General features: G+C 70.3%; 13 protein-coding genes. 5 read left to right on the top strand and 8 right to left on the bottom strand.

Annotated elements, in window-relative coordinates:
• The first annotated feature begins 16 nt into the window (after positions 1–16).
• From GCL72_RS05190 to GCL72_RS05180, 3 genes are all read left to right on the top strand, one after another.
• A complete protein-coding gene (locus tag GCL72_RS05190; RefSeq protein ID WP_170289564.1) occupies positions 17–1,258 on the top strand; it encodes a heparan-alpha-glucosaminide N-acetyltransferase domain-containing protein in 1,242 nt (413 codons plus the stop codon).
• A 417-nt stretch (positions 1,259–1,675) separates the two neighbouring features.
• The gene (locus GCL72_RS05185; RefSeq protein WP_153143641.1) at positions 1,676–2,461 is read left to right on the top strand and encodes a DUF6318 family protein; all 786 of its coding nucleotides are present in this window, start codon (positions 1,676–1,678) and stop codon (positions 2,459–2,461) included.
• Positions 2,462–3,033: 572 nt separating this feature from the next.
• Complete coding sequence (locus GCL72_RS05180) at positions 3,034–3,639, top strand: hypothetical protein (protein WP_246161025.1); 606 nt, start codon at positions 3,034–3,036, stop codon at positions 3,637–3,639.
• 35 nt (positions 3,640–3,674) lie between these two features.
• On the opposite strand, the gene GCL72_RS05175 is transcribed toward GCL72_RS05180, so the two are convergent.
• The 3 genes from GCL72_RS05175 to GCL72_RS05165 all read right to left on the bottom strand — a co-directional run bounded on the left by GCL72_RS05175 (position 3,675) and on the right by GCL72_RS05165 (position 6,416).
• Positions 3,675–4,436 (bottom strand): hypothetical protein, encoded by a 762-nt coding sequence (locus GCL72_RS05175; protein ID WP_153143639.1) that lies wholly within the window; start codon positions 4,434–4,436, stop codon positions 3,675–3,677.
• A gap of 105 nt (positions 4,437–4,541) precedes the next feature.
• Positions 4,542–4,985, bottom strand: coding sequence for a hypothetical protein (locus tag GCL72_RS05170; protein WP_153143638.1), 444 nt, complete (start codon positions 4,983–4,985; stop codon positions 4,542–4,544).
• A 48-nt stretch (positions 4,986–5,033) separates the two neighbouring features.
• The gene (locus tag GCL72_RS05165) at positions 5,034–6,416 is read right to left on the bottom strand and encodes a hypothetical protein (RefSeq protein WP_153143637.1); all 1,383 of its coding nucleotides are present in this window, start codon (positions 6,414–6,416) and stop codon (positions 5,034–5,036) included.
• Positions 6,417–6,541: 125 nt separating this feature from the next.
• On the opposite strand from GCL72_RS05165, the gene dapB reads away from it, so the two are divergent.
• Together dapB and GCL72_RS05155 are read left to right on the top strand one after the other, a co-directional pair.
• Positions 6,542–7,303 carry a 4-hydroxy-tetrahydrodipicolinate reductase gene (dapB, locus tag GCL72_RS05160; protein WP_153143636.1) on the top strand — a complete coding sequence of 254 codons (762 nt, stop codon included), beginning with the start codon at positions 6,542–6,544 and terminating at the stop codon, positions 7,301–7,303.
• Between the two features lie 4 nt (positions 7,304–7,307).
• Positions 7,308–7,769, top strand: coding sequence for a hypothetical protein (locus tag GCL72_RS05155; RefSeq protein ID WP_153143635.1), 462 nt, complete (start codon positions 7,308–7,310; stop codon positions 7,767–7,769).
• Positions 7,770–7,808: 39 nt separating this feature from the next.
• Here the strand turns inward: GCL72_RS05155 and GCL72_RS05150 are convergent, their stop codons facing one another.
• The 5 genes from GCL72_RS05150 to GCL72_RS05130 all read right to left on the bottom strand — a co-directional run bounded on the left by GCL72_RS05150 (position 7,809) and on the right by GCL72_RS05130 (position 12,646).
• On the bottom strand, positions 7,809–9,557 hold the full coding sequence (locus tag GCL72_RS05150; RefSeq protein WP_153143634.1) for a gamma-glutamyltransferase family protein: 1,749 nt from the start codon (positions 9,555–9,557) through the stop codon (positions 7,809–7,811).
• Between the two features lie 97 nt (positions 9,558–9,654).
• On the bottom strand, positions 9,655–10,173 hold the full coding sequence (locus GCL72_RS05145; protein WP_246161024.1) for a molybdenum cofactor biosynthesis protein MoaE: 519 nt from the start codon (positions 10,171–10,173) through the stop codon (positions 9,655–9,657).
• Positions 10,166–10,738, bottom strand: a complete 573-nt coding sequence (locus GCL72_RS05140; RefSeq protein ID WP_153143633.1) for a MogA/MoaB family molybdenum cofactor biosynthesis protein — start codon at positions 10,736–10,738, stop codon at positions 10,166–10,168. The genes GCL72_RS05145 and GCL72_RS05140 overlap by 8 nt, the downstream gene beginning before the upstream one ends.
• Positions 10,731–11,273 (bottom strand): cyclic pyranopterin monophosphate synthase MoaC, encoded by a 543-nt coding sequence (moaC, locus tag GCL72_RS05135; protein WP_153143632.1) that lies wholly within the window; start codon positions 11,271–11,273, stop codon positions 10,731–10,733. Before moaC ends, GCL72_RS05140 begins: the two co-directional genes overlap by 8 nt.
• On the bottom strand, positions 11,270–12,646 hold the full coding sequence (locus tag GCL72_RS05130) for a molybdopterin molybdotransferase MoeA (RefSeq protein ID WP_153143631.1): 1,377 nt from the start codon (positions 12,644–12,646) through the stop codon (positions 11,270–11,272). Before GCL72_RS05130 ends, moaC begins: the two co-directional genes overlap by 4 nt.
• Positions 12,647–12,795 lie beyond the last annotated feature (149 nt).

Genomic DNA, 12,795 nt, shown 5'->3' with positions numbered 1-12,795 from the left:
CAGTAGCCTACCGCCCATGAACCCCGAGAGCACCGCCGCATCCGCCTCGCGTCGCGGATCCGGACGCAGGAGGCCGGCCGGTTCGGGGCGCCCCCGGCTGCGCGGCGTCGACGCCGCCCGCGGCCTGGCCCTGGTGGGCATGATGTCCGTGCACATCATCGACACGGTGGATCCCGCCGGGCAGACCCCCACCTGGGCCGGCTGGCTGTTCACCGGACGGCCCTCGGCGCTCTTCGCGCTGCTGGCCGGAGTCGGGCTGGTGCTGCTCGCCGGCGGGCCGCGGCGGCCGACGACGACGGCTGCGGGCTGGGTGCGCTCGGTAGTGGCGGTGCGCGCCGGGCTGATCCTGCTCATCGGGCTGGCCTGCGGGTCGCTGGACGCCGGAGTGGCCGTGATCCTGGTGCACTATGGCGTGCTGTTCCTGCTGGCGCTTCCCTTCGTGCGGATGGGTGCGAAGGCGCTGGGCGCGATCGCGATCGGCTGGGTGGTGCTCGGGCCGGTGGTCTATCGCGCGGTCTATCTGGGGCTCTCCGGGGAGCTGGCCGAGTTCGCGACCTCCTGGCGGCTGTGGCACTCCCCCGGCCTGGCGGATCTCGCGCGGCCGGAACTGCTGGCGATGGATCTGGCGGTGACCGGCTACTACCCGCTGCTGATCTGGCCGGCCTACTTCTTCACCGGCATGGCGATCGCCCGGCTGGACCTCTCGCGACGCTCCGTGGCCGCCGCGCTGGCCGGCGTCGGCGCGATCCTCGCGGCGGCGACTTATCTGATCGGTCGCCTGACAGTGGCGACGACGTCGATTGCCGCCGACGTCGCCGGCCCGTCCGGCCCCGATGCCGCCCGGGCGGAACTGCTGACCGGCACGCTGCTGCCGATCCTCGAGGACCCGCGCTGGTTCCTGCTGCCGACTCCACATTCCGGGTCGACCGTTGATCTGCTGCACACCATCGGCTGCGCGCTGCTGGTCCTGGGGCTGTGTCTGCTGGCCGCCTCGGCGCTGCGGTGGCCGCTGGCACCGCTGATCGGGGCCGGGGCGATGCCGCTGACGCTCTATGTCGGGCATCTGGTGGTGCTGCAGGATTGGCGTGCAGAGGATGGTCTGCTCACGGAGGCCTCTCCCGAGGCGATGTATCTCTGGCTGGTGGTCGCAGTCCTGGCCGCCGGACTGGTCAAAGAGCTGCTCCGCCGGCGCGGGCCGCTCGAGGCGGCGATCCGCGCGGCCGGCATCGCGGCGGCCGGCAAGCGGCCGGTGGAGTGAAGGCCGAGGGTCCTCCTGGGTTGTGGGTGAGGATGCTCCCGGGCCGGTGGACCGGTCTGCCCCGCGGTGCCGTCCTTCTCCCTCCCCTCCCCGGAATTCCCCGTCCAGCTGGACAGGGCCGTCCCAGACGCCGGCAGAATCGCGGGCGCCGCCCGCCCGTCCCCGTCCAGTTGGGCGGGGTCACCGGCCGGCCCCGTCTTGTTTCCGATTCCCCGTCCAGTTGGATGAGGCCTGCGAAACACCACGAGGCTGATCGGCGTGACGCACCATTGCTCCGCGCTGACCAGCCGTTTCCACAGCTCCGGTGATGGCAGGTTGCAGCGTGATTCAGGCCATCTACACTGCTGATCCAGGCCGACGATCTGCACAGCCGTGCCCGTCGGCGACGACGATCAGCCGCCAACCGGATGGACCCCTGTGCTCACCGACCACCCCACATCTGCCACCCCTGTCGTGCCTACAACAAGCAGGACAAGTCGCTCCCGGGGGCTGCCGCTGGCCGGCCTCACCCTCGCGGCGTCACTCGTCTTGACGGCATGTGGCGGGGACGCCGAGGAGCCGGCCGGCGGTGATCCTACGGCCACCGATGTGGCATCCGTTGACAAGTCGACCGATACACCCGGAGAGGGTTCGCCGTCAGATCGCCCCTCGACGAGCGAAGCCTCGAAAGAGACAGCCGAGACCTCGGAGAGCAACGACGGCGAGTACGTTCCCGCGTCCGCCGACGGTCCGGCGAAGAACGCGCCTAAGCCTGAAGTGCCTGAAGGGATGACAAATCAGACAGAGGAGGGAGTCAAAGCAGCGGTCGACTACTTCTGGCAAGCTATTTGGTACCTCAGCGTTACCGGTGACCCCTCAAACCTCAATAAGGTTGTCACGGACTCCTGCGCATATTGCCAAGAAGAGGTCAACTACTTCACGACCATCTACCGCGAGGGGTCTTGGTACGTCACCACTCCCAGCACCGTCACAGATAGTTCGGCATCCCTCAATGGTTCTTTTTCGGCAAATGCTTGGGTATCGCTGGATGCTCCTGCAACAACTATGTACTACTCTGATGGGTCGAAAGCTGGCTCTTCCTCCGGGACCAACGGCGCGGGATGGGAGATCCAGCTGAAGTTCGCTGACGGTCACTGGGTCGTCGCAGAAGCCACAATTATCGGCGGCTCCGGCGCTCGTTCCGAGGGCGGAGCAAGCGGATGAATAGAAGTAGACACAACTTTGCCGCTCACGCTCTCGGCTTCATCTTGCCAATGATCGTCGTGTCCATCACGGGAACCCCTGCTTCCACCCATTCAGATCCTACCCGAATCACCGTGGCTTCTCAGAGTGATAAGCCCGAATCACGGACAGGGTTCAGAGGCGACAACAACCAACGTGGATATGTCGTGAATGGGCACCGCCCCGGTCGTTCAGAAGGATCGAGTGACCCTGGAAAAACAAACCCTTCAAGCTCGAACGACGACCAGAATCGAACTGGCAGAGGGGATTCAGAAGGAGACGATTCTCAGAAAACACAATCTGATCCTCTGAAGATATATATCGGAGATCCGACACTAGCCGAAAATGGACAAGCCCCTGAGAACCTCTGTCGGGTTTCTCCAAATAGCGAGCAAACGGATCCGGGATGCGCGCGAATTATGCGCACGACATGCGGCACAAGCGCCACAGTGTTCTCCTACGAACTTGGAAATGGGACAAGCACGGCCCGCTGCGTGAGCGAGGGTGAAATCGAACAGGCCATCAAGGATCTGCAAGGCCAGGAAGAAGAGTCGTTGCCCGCTGCCGCATATACAGCCTTCACAGACCTCACTCTCGAGCCCGCCGTGGTGAAGTTCGAGCCCGACCTGCTCGGCTTCGGCTACAAGGGCCGGCACACGAACATCTACGCCGACGTCGAGACCCAGACGGTCACCGAAGAGCTGCTCGGCGAGACTGTCGAACTGCGCGCCACCCCGCAGGAGTTCCATTGGGACTACGGCGACGGCACCTCACGCACCACGTACGAACCTGGCCGGCCGCTCGCCGACTACGACGGAACCGGTCAGGAGATCGTCAAGACAGACTTCGAGACGGTGACCTCGCACGTCTACGAGGAGACCGGGATCTACCCGGTCACCGTCGAGACCGTCTACACCGGCCAGTTCCGCGTCGGCGACGGCGACTGGCGCGACATCCCCGGCACGGTCTCGGTGGAATCCTCACCCGGTGAAGCCGACATCTGGACCCAGAACTCTCGCTGGGTCTCCGGGGCCTGCGAGTCGCAGGACCAATGGGGCTGCAACGGGCCGGTGCAATTCGACCCCGCCACAGACCGCCCGCCGAAGATCTACCAGGACCAGTACGACGAGAACGGCAACTGGATCGGCCCGGTCGGCTGACCAGGAACCGCACGTGTGCTCTGTGCTGGTTGCCCTCAGAGCAGGTCGAATGCCTTGAGCAGCCCCTCGTAGTGGACGCGACGGGCGACGACGGTGTCCGCCACATGGTGGTCGAAGGCACCAGTCTTGAACTGATCAGCCAACGTGATCGGCCCTGCAGCAAGCGCGGGATGGGGCGACGTCGCCAGCTCCTCGTTGAGATCGAAGTATCGTAGGCCGAGCTCCTCGGTCAGCTGCGCGAGTCCTGCGTTGAATGCCAGATGCATCGCATTCTGCTCACCCTCGGACAGCACGTGGGGTCGCACCACGGGGACGGCTTCCTTCCATGTCATGTCCTTGCCTTCAGTCACGATCCGCGACACGTACCGGGTGGCGAAGCCGCGAGGCGACAGGGCAGTGAGGTTCACTCCTTTCAGCGCCACGTCGCACGGCGCAAGCTCCAGACCGTTCAGGAAATCTCGGTAGATCGCGAGGAGCCACTCGACATAGCGCGTCGGCTCGATCTCCTCCTGTTTGATCGCGAGGCGGTAGTAGTAGCCGAGCTCCAGGTCGACCTGCCCGAAGGCCAGAACCAACTTCTGCGCTTCAGCCAGCGCCGCGGAGATCTCTTCCTTGACGTTCAGCTTCGAGCTCCCGGGGCGGAATCCAGCCAGCGACGCGGCGCGAATCGAACGTCCCGTCACCCGCACCGGCAACGAGTCACGATAACCCAGTCGTCCCGCGTAGAAATGGGTCGGGAAGAACAGTGTGGAGTGCGAGTCTCCGAGCACGGAGACCATCTGCGGGTCCTCATTCATCCCCGGCAGTCTCGTCTCACGAGCTCAAAGAAACCTGGACGGAGCGCACGTTGCGGGGCACCCTGTACCCGAGGTGCTCCCCAGCTCGAGCCGTGAGGCTTTGCGTCACGGGCTCTCGACGGACTCAACTTGCCGACCGGCGCGCTTCGCCGCCCGTCGACGACGCCGCTCTGCTTGCCGTTCCGCCTTCACCTGCCGCTTGTAGTTACGATCCGCCTTACGCCGTTCCCGCACCCACTTCGGCGTCATAAACGGCGGCATCGGAACGCCCAGAGTCGCGACACCTCCGACGAACAGCAGCAGCGTCGCAGGCACGGCCAATCCATATGCGAGCCAGTCCGGCCAGGGCATACCCATCGCTTCGAAGGAGGTGACGCCGCAGGAGACTCCGGCGAAGAAGAAGAACGTCGGGAAGCTGTACAGGTACAAGTACTCGCTGAACGACCCGTACCACCGCGCATCGTCGATGATCCGTGGATAGATCACGAACCATGCGGACAACGGGAAGAACACGACCATGCCGATCAGCTTGAGGATTATCTCCAGCACACCTTCTCCTGCATCAGCTCGTCCCCCCTGCCGGGGTTCCTGTGACCCTCAGAACAGCGACGTGACACTGTCCCAGGCCTTCTCCACTCCATCGGACACCGCATCCACCGTGTCGCCGGCGAGGTCTTTGAATCCCTCGCCGAGCTCCTTGCCGACGGCGCTCCCCGCGATACCTCCGATGACGCCGCCGGCGACGGCCCCGATCGCCGTTCCAGGCCCAGGGAAGAACGACCCGATGGCCGCGCCTGCGGCGGCGCCGGCCTTCGCTCCGGCCCAACCACCGGCCATCGCGGAGAACCCCACAGTCCCAGCCCGCGCACTCTGCTCTTCCCACTCCATCTCCGGATGCGCCGCGGAATCTTCATTCCACTGTCCCACAGCCCCAGTGGCGAAGGTCAGCACACCGCCGGCACCGGCGGCCCCCTTCGCCATCTTGCTCGCCACGTCGAATCGACCGGACATGCCCGGCTTCGCCACACGGTTCTGCTCCGACAGGGACGCGAAGAACCGCCCCCGCAGAGCCGAGGCCGCGTCCTTGACTCCATGAGGCCTTCGGAACGGATTTCGAGCATCGTCAGCGGCCAGACGCCGATCAGGAGCGGTCACCGAGGAGGCGTCCCACCCGGTCACCGCCGCCACCGCCCGACGGCTCCGCTCCCCCATCGCCGCCATGTCACGCAGCTTCGCGGGAGCCCAGGCCTGCCGCGGGTTCATGGTCGAAGTGCTCTTCGCGACCGCATCAGCCGTCGTCCCGACGGCGGAGACACCCTTCTGCAGGCCGAACGACACCGCATCAGCCGCCGATGCGCCGAAGACGCTCCCCGTCGTCGTCGCCGCTGTCTGCCCGACATTGCCCACCCGGTCCTGCAGAGCCGACTTCGACGTCGCGACGTCGTCGGCCTCGGCAGCCTGCGGCACCTGGTGCCGACTCCCCCGAACCGTCGAGACCGAGGTCGTGATCGCGCCCAGCGCCGCGGCGCATCGGTTCTGCGCGGCGTCCTTCTCCTCCGCCAGATCCCGGCACCGCTGCTGCAGTCCAGTGACCCGCAGGTCGTGAGCTTCCCCATCGTCCACGGCCGCGGCGTCAGCACCCATCGTCCGGAAGTCCTCGATGTCGGCCAGCAGTGCACGCCGCCGCGTGTGCAGGTCGCGCAGCTGGGCGGCATAGACCCCAATGGCGGAGTCCGCCTCATTCCCGGCTCGGGCCAGCTCGCCCGCCTGCTCGGCGGCCGGATCCAGCGCTGTCAGCAGCTCCCCGGTCTCCGGCGCCCGGTACGAGCTCTCCAGCCCGCCCCAGGTCCTGGCCGCCTCCCCCACTGTCCGCGCGACGTCGGCGGTCGCAGTCTTCAACGCCGACGCCGATGACTCGACGTTGTCGGGATCGTCCAGGTCCACCACGGTGAACAGCTCACCGGTCTTCGCCTGGTGCATGGTCGCCGCCCTCCTCGACCGTCGCTCGCCGCATCTCCTGCCAGGAGCTTACGCAGATCCGCCCGGTCTCTGCAGGCGTTCTCCACAAGCACCGCGTCCGGCGCCGAGACCGATACTCTGGATTCATGAGTGATGCCGAGATTCGAGTGGCCGTGCTGGGCGCCCGCGGGCGCATGGGATCCGAGGCCGTGCAGGCCGTGACCGACGCCGAAGACATTCAGCTGGTGGCCGAGCTCGGCCGCGGCGATGCGCGGGAGACCATCGTCGAGGCCGGCGCGACCCACATCGTCGACCTCAGCGTCCCCGACGCCACCGAGGACAACGTCCGCTTCGCCGTCGAGCACGGGATCCACGCCGTCGTCGGCGCCACCGGCTGGGACGACGAGAAGCTGAGCCGTCTGCAGGACCTGCTGTCCGAGCACCCCGACGTCGGGGTGCTCATCGCCCCGAACTTCGCCCTGGGCTCGGTGCTGGCCACCGCCTTCGCCGCCAAGGCCGCCCAGTACTTCGAGTCCGCCGAAGTCGTCGAGCTGCACCACCCGAACAAGGTCGACGCCCCCTCCGGAACCGCCGCGCGCACCGCCCAGCTGATGGGCCGCGCCCGGCGCGACGCCGGCGTCGCCCCCAGCCCCGACGCCACCCAGAAGGACCCCGACGGCGCCCGCGGCGCAGTGGTCGAGGACATCCACGTCCACGCGGTCCGGCTGCGCGGTCTCGTCGCCCACCAGGAGGTGCTGCTGGGCTCGCCCGGCGAGCAGCTGACCATCCGCCACGACTCCTTCGACCGCTCCTCCTTCATGCCCGGCGTGCTGCTGGGCCTGCGCACCGCCGCTTCCCGGCCGGGACTGACCCACGGGCTGGACGGCTACCTGGACCTGGGGCTCTGAGCCGGTGCGCGGCAAGCTCTTCGCCGGCGCCGTCATCGCGCTGCTGCTGATCTTCCTCTCCGGTGCGGCGGTCAGCGGGATCCGCTTCCTCACCGTCGACGACCTCGTCGCCCAGCTGATCGGCGTCGGCACGCTGCTGCTGGTCGCCGTCGGCGCCTGGGTGCTGGCCCGTGAGCTGTGGTTCGGGTACCGCTCGGAGCGGCTGGGCCGCGAGCTCGACGCCGAGGGCGGACTGCCCGAGGACACCGTCGACCGCTCCCCCGGGGGACGGCCCGACCGCGAGCAGGCCGATGCGCAGTTCGCCCGGCTGGCCTCCGAGACCGAGGAGAACCCCGACGACTGGCGCAGCTGGTTCCGGCTGTCCATCGGCTACGACGTCGCCTCCGACCGCAGCCGGGCGCGGAAGACGATGCACCGGGCGATCCGGATGCACAGCGCCCAGCGCCGCGCCGCGCGACGCGGCTGAGAGACGGCGACTCCCGAGGCGCCCCGCCGGGCAACCGGCTCAGCGTCCGGCGGCGTAGCCCTGCGCGCCGCGCGGGTTCGCCGCCGCGCCGAGCCGCCCGGTCGCCGGGTCGCGTGTCACGCAGGACAGCCGGCCCAGCGCCCAGTCACCGGCCCGGGTGATCCGGTGCCCGCGAGCGGTCAGCGAAGCGATGACCTCCTCGCCGAGCCGGTCCTCAACCACGGCCCCGCCGGGCTCCCAGGTGCGCGGGTAGAACGAACCGGGCATCGAGGTGGTGTGCAGCGTCGGCGCATCGATCGCCTGCTGCGGAGTATGGCCGCCGATCAGCACGCGCAGCAGCATCGGCAGCTGCCACTGGTCCTGCTGATCACCTCCGGGAGTGCCCAGGGCCATGACCGGATCGCCGTCGCGCAGCACCAGCGTCGGCGTCAGCGTGGTCCGCGGCCGACGCCCCGGGCGCAGCGCCGACGGCGAGGCCTTGTCCAGCCAGGTCATCTGCAGCCGGGTGCCCAGGCAGAAACCCAGCCCCGGGATCGTCGGCGAGGACTGCAGCCAGCCGCCCGAGGGCGTCGCGGAGATCATGGTGCCCCAGCGGTCGACGACGTCGAGGTGACAGGTGTCCCCGCGGCTCTCGCCGTCGCGGCGCACCGTCGGCTCGCCGGTCCCCGCGGCCTCGTCGCCGGCGGAACCGGGCTCGTCCAGCGGCGGCGTCGCCGGCTCGACGCCGTCGACGACGCCGGGGCGGAAGGCGTGCGAGGCGGTCTCGGCGATCTGCGCGCGGCGGGCTGCGGCGTACTCCTCCGAGAGCAGCACCTCCATCCGGCGGGCGGCTTCGGCCGGCTCCAGATCGCCGTAGTAGGCGTCGCGGTCGGCCAACGCCAGCTTCAGCGCCTCCAGGATCAGATGCGCGCCGCGCTCGGTGCCGGGATCCAGCTCGGCGTCGTCGAAGCCGGAGAGGATCATCAAGGCCTGCAGCAGCACCGGCCCCTGCCCCCAGGGGCCGATCTTCGCGATGGTGTGCCCGCGGAAGGTGATGGTCACCGGGTCCTCGAGACGGGCTGCGGACGCGGCGAAATCCTCCGTCGTGATCACTCCGGCATGGTCGCCGCCGTCGGAGTGCCGGTGCGGCTCGGCCAGGAACGCAGAGGCCAGCCGCGCGACGTCGCCGGTGCGCCATTCGCGCCGGGCGGCGGCGAGGGCGTCCTCGCGGTTCGCGCTCCCCTCGCCGGCGGCGATCAGCGAGCGCAGCACCTCGGCGTAGTCCGGATTGGTGATCAGCGAGCCGACCTCCGGGACCTGACCGTCGGGCATCCACTTCGCCGCTGAGCTCGGCCAGTGCTCGCTAAAGAGCTCAGCCACGCCGCGGATGGTCGCCTCGATCGACGGCAGCACCGGCACCCCGGACTCGGCGTGGTGGATCGCGGGGTCCAGCACGTCGGCCAGCGGCCAGGTGCCGTGCTCGGCCAGCAGCAGCAACCAGGCGTCGACGGCGGTCGGCACGGCGGCGGCGAGTCCGCCGGCTCCGGGGACGCGCCTCAGCCCTCTCCGACGATAAGCCTCGACTGAGGCGCCCTGCGGCGCCGCCCCCTGCCCCATGAGCACCTGCGGATCCCCTGGAGCGTCCGCGGTGACGAAGACCGCGGTCATGTCGCCGCCGGGGCCGTTGAGGTGCGGCTCGGCCACGTGCAGCACGAAGGCCCCGGCGACGGCGGCGTCGACGGCGTTGCCGCCGCGCTCGAGCACCGATTGGGCGGCGCCGGTGGCCAGCCAGTGGGTCGAGGCGCTCATGCCGACGTCGCCGGTGAGCGTCGGCCGGGTGGTGACGTCCTCGGAGTGGGTGAACGCGGGGCTCAGCAGGTGCTCCTCTCCTCGGGGCCGCCGGCAGTCAGCCGATGCCGACCCATTCGCGGGTGCCGTCGGCGAAGAACTGCTCCTTCCAGATCGGCACCTCGACCTTGATGCGTTCGACGAGCGCGGCGCAGGCGGCGAAGGCCTCCTGCCGGTGTGCCGCCGCGGCGGCGGCGATCAGCGCGTGGTCGCCGATGACCAGCGGCCCGGTCCGGTGGGCGGCCCAGAGTCGCACTCCCGGATGCTCCTCGGCCACGGCGCGGGCCGTCTCGGCCAGCATCCGCTCGGCCTCGGGGTGGGCGGTGTAGCTCAGTCGCTCCACCGCGGTGCCGCCGTCGTGGTCGCGGACGATCCCGGCGAAGTCGACCACCGCCCCGGCGGTGCTCGCCCAGACCTCGGCGTGGGCGGCGGCGGGATCCAGCGGCTCGGCGGAGAGCCGGGCCCGGACGACGCGTGCGGCGGCGGGCGCGTCGGCGGCGTGCTGCGGCCGGCCGTCGCGGGTCAGCGGCGCCGGCTCCTCGGTCCGGCGAGCATCGTGGACGTGCGTCTCAGGCATCGTCGACGCTCCCCCACTCGTGCGAGGGCCGCAGATCGGCGACCTGGTCGCAGAGATGCGGCAGGATCTCCTCGAGCACCTCCAAGCCCTCGCTGACGGCCTTCGGCGAGCCGGGCAGGTTGATGATCACCGTGCCGCCCTCGGCGACGCCGGCCACACCGCGGGACAGCACCGCCAGCGGGCTGCGCTGACGCCCGTGGGCGCGCAGCGCCTCCATGACGCCGGGGATCTCCTTGTCCAGCAGCGGCAGCGTGTACTCCGGCGTGAGATCGTCGGGCGTCATCCCCGTCCCGCCGGAGGTGATGATCACATGCGGCGATATCTGGACGACCAGTTCGGAGAGCGCGGCCAGCACGCCTTCGCCGTCGGGGATGATCACCGGCGGGCGGCAGGCGAAGCCGATGCGCTCGGCCGCATCGGCGATCACCGGCGCGGACTGGTCGGCGCGCTGGCCGTGGGCCGCGCGCGTGGAGACGATCACCGGAGCGATCACCCGGTCGCGCCAGGGGTGGTCGGCGTCGTGCTCGGCGTGGTCGTGCTCGGCATGGTCATGGGTCTCAGGCATGTCTGCTCCATTCTCCGCTCCGGCCGCCGCTCTTGTGAACGACCCGCTGGTCGGTGATCTCGGCGGTCCGGTCGACGCCCTTGATCATGTCGTAGAGGGTCAGTGCGGCCACGGAGACCGCCGTGAGCGCCTCCATCTCCACGCCGGTGCGCGAAGTCGTCTTCACTCGGGCGGTCAGCCGCACCGTGCCGGGCTGCGGATCGTCGACGGCGAGGTCGACGGTCACCGAGCTGATGTCCAGCGGGTGGCACAGCGGCACGAGCTCGGAGGTGCGCTTGGCCCCCATGATCCCGGCGATCCGCGCGGTGGCCAGCGCATCGCCCTTGGGCAGCGCATCGTCGGTCAGCATCGCGGTGACCTCGGCAGTGGTGCGCAGCACCGCCTCGGCCTCGGCGAGCCGCGAGGTGACATCTTTCTGCGAGACGTCGACCATGTGCGCGCTGCCGTCGGCGCGGACATGGGTCAGCCCGGCGTCGCCGGAGGGGGCCGGCGCGGCGCCGGCCTCGGGCTCCGGGTCGTGATTCGGCGTGGTCATCGCGGGGCGGTCCTTCCAGCAGGGGGATCAGGGGCGGCGGTCCCGGGCAGCAGCAGCGCCTCGCGAACGGCGCCGGCGGGGACGTCGACGTCGTCCTCGGTCAGCTGCAGCAGCGCCTCGGCGCGGGCCAGATGCCCGAGCAGATGCGACCCCGGCCCGCCGACCAGCTCGACGTCGACGACGCCGGTCTCGTCCGGTGCCGCGGCCAGGCGCACGCGACGGTGCTGACGCAGTCCCGACGGCGAGCTGCAGCTCTGACGCAGGCGGGCGCGGATCCGGCGCGGGGCCGGGCAGGCCGGGTCGACGGCGGTCAGCGGCTCGCGGAGGAGGGTCTCCAGGCTCACTGCGGTGCTCACCGGGTTGCCCGGCAGACAGACGACGGCGACGCCCGACCGGCCGGGCCCGCCGGAGAGCATGCCCACGCCCTGCGGGCCGCCGGGCTGCTGGGCCACCGGAGCGAAGCGCACGCCGCGACCGGAGAGCACCTCGCGGACGACTTCGAAGGCGCCGGCACTGATCCCGCCGGAGGTGACCACCAGCTGCGGGGCCGTCGCGGCCAGCTTCGCGTCCAGGGCCGCGGCGAAGCGCGCGACGTCGTCGGTCGAGGCCGCCGCGATCGTCACCGCGCAGCCGGCCTCGCGCAGCCAGGCCGCGGCCAGCGGAGCGTTGGCGTCGTGGATCTGCCCGGGGGCGAGCTCCTCGCCGGGGGCGCGCAGCTCGTCGCCGGCGGTGAGCACCAGCGCGCGCAGCCGGGCGAAGACCTGCACCTGCGGCGCGCCGCAGGCGGCGGCCAGTCCCAGCCGCGCCGGAGTGAGCACCTGCCCGACGGCCAGCACCGTCTCTCCGGCGGCGACGTCGTCGCCGGCCCGCCGGATGAAACGGCCGACGGCGACGTCCTGCGGCGTCAGCCCGGTGAAGATGACGTCCTGCCCCACGGCGGCGTGCAGCTGCGCGGCGCCGACGAAGCCTCCGGCCACGGTCTTCTCCACCGGCAGGACGAGGTCGGCGCCGTCAGGGACGACGGCGCCGGTCATGATCGCCCGGCAGGTGCCCGGCGGCAGCGGCGCCGGAGAGGAGCCGGCCGGGACCACGCCGTCGCAGGGCAGCCGGACGAGGCCGTCGCCGTCGCCGTCGTCCTCGGCCCGGGCGGCGGCCACATCCGCGGCGCGCACGGCATAGCCGTCCATCTGGGAATCGTCGTGGCGGGGCAGCGGCCCCGGGGCCGTGACCTCGGCGGCGACCACCCGGCCGACCGCCTCGGCCTCGCCGACGGCGACGCACTCCACCGCCCGCGTCGCCGTCGCCGCCTGCAGCGCCTCGCCGATGAGGGCCTGATGCTCCTCGACGGAGCGTCGGCCGGTGGTCTGGGTCATGCCCGCCAGTCTACTGACGGCGGGATCGCGGCCGCATGCCGAACCCTCGATGCGTCCGAGACGGCGCAGCCGTGGAGGGCCCGTGGGGCCTCGACGGCCGCGGGAGATGTCCGCAGGCCGAGACCGGCCGCCCGTGTGATGCTGACTAC

It is taken from the genome of Nesterenkonia halophila, from assembly GCF_009467795.1.
GTDB classification, from domain to species: domain Bacteria; phylum Actinomycetota; class Actinomycetes; order Actinomycetales; family Micrococcaceae; genus Nesterenkonia; species Nesterenkonia halobia.
This window is presented reverse-complemented; position numbering and strand designations above follow the sequence as displayed.

Bases quoted from the DNA above. Each gene is read 5' to 3' on its own strand.
- GCL72_RS05190 (WP_170289564.1), top strand. From the start codon at position 17: ATGAACCCCGAGAGCACCGCCGCATCCGCCTCGCGTCGCGGATCCGGA.
- GCL72_RS05175 (WP_153143639.1), bottom strand. From the start codon at position 4,436: ATGAATGAGGACCCGCAGATGGTCTCCGTGCTCGGAGACTCGCACTCC.
- GCL72_RS05165 (WP_153143637.1), bottom strand. From the start codon at position 6,416: ATGCACCAGGCGAAGACCGGTGAGCTGTTCACCGTGGTGGACCTGGAC.
- dapB (WP_153143636.1), top strand. From the start codon at position 6,542: ATGAGTGATGCCGAGATTCGAGTGGCCGTGCTGGGCGCCCGCGGGCGC.
- GCL72_RS05150 (WP_153143634.1), bottom strand. From the start codon at position 9,557: ATGAGCGCCTCGACCCACTGGCTGGCCACCGGCGCCGCCCAATCGGTG.
- GCL72_RS05145 (WP_246161024.1), bottom strand. From the start codon at position 10,173: ATGCCTGAGACGCACGTCCACGATGCTCGCCGGACCGAGGAGCCGGCG.
- GCL72_RS05140 (WP_153143633.1), bottom strand. From the start codon at position 10,738: ATGCCTGAGACCCATGACCATGCCGAGCACGACCACGCCGAGCACGAC.
- moaC (WP_153143632.1), bottom strand. From the start codon at position 11,273: ATGACCACGCCGAATCACGACCCGGAGCCCGAGGCCGGCGCCGCGCCG.
- GCL72_RS05130 (WP_153143631.1), bottom strand. From the start codon at position 12,646: ATGACCCAGACCACCGGCCGACGCTCCGTCGAGGAGCATCAGGCCCTC.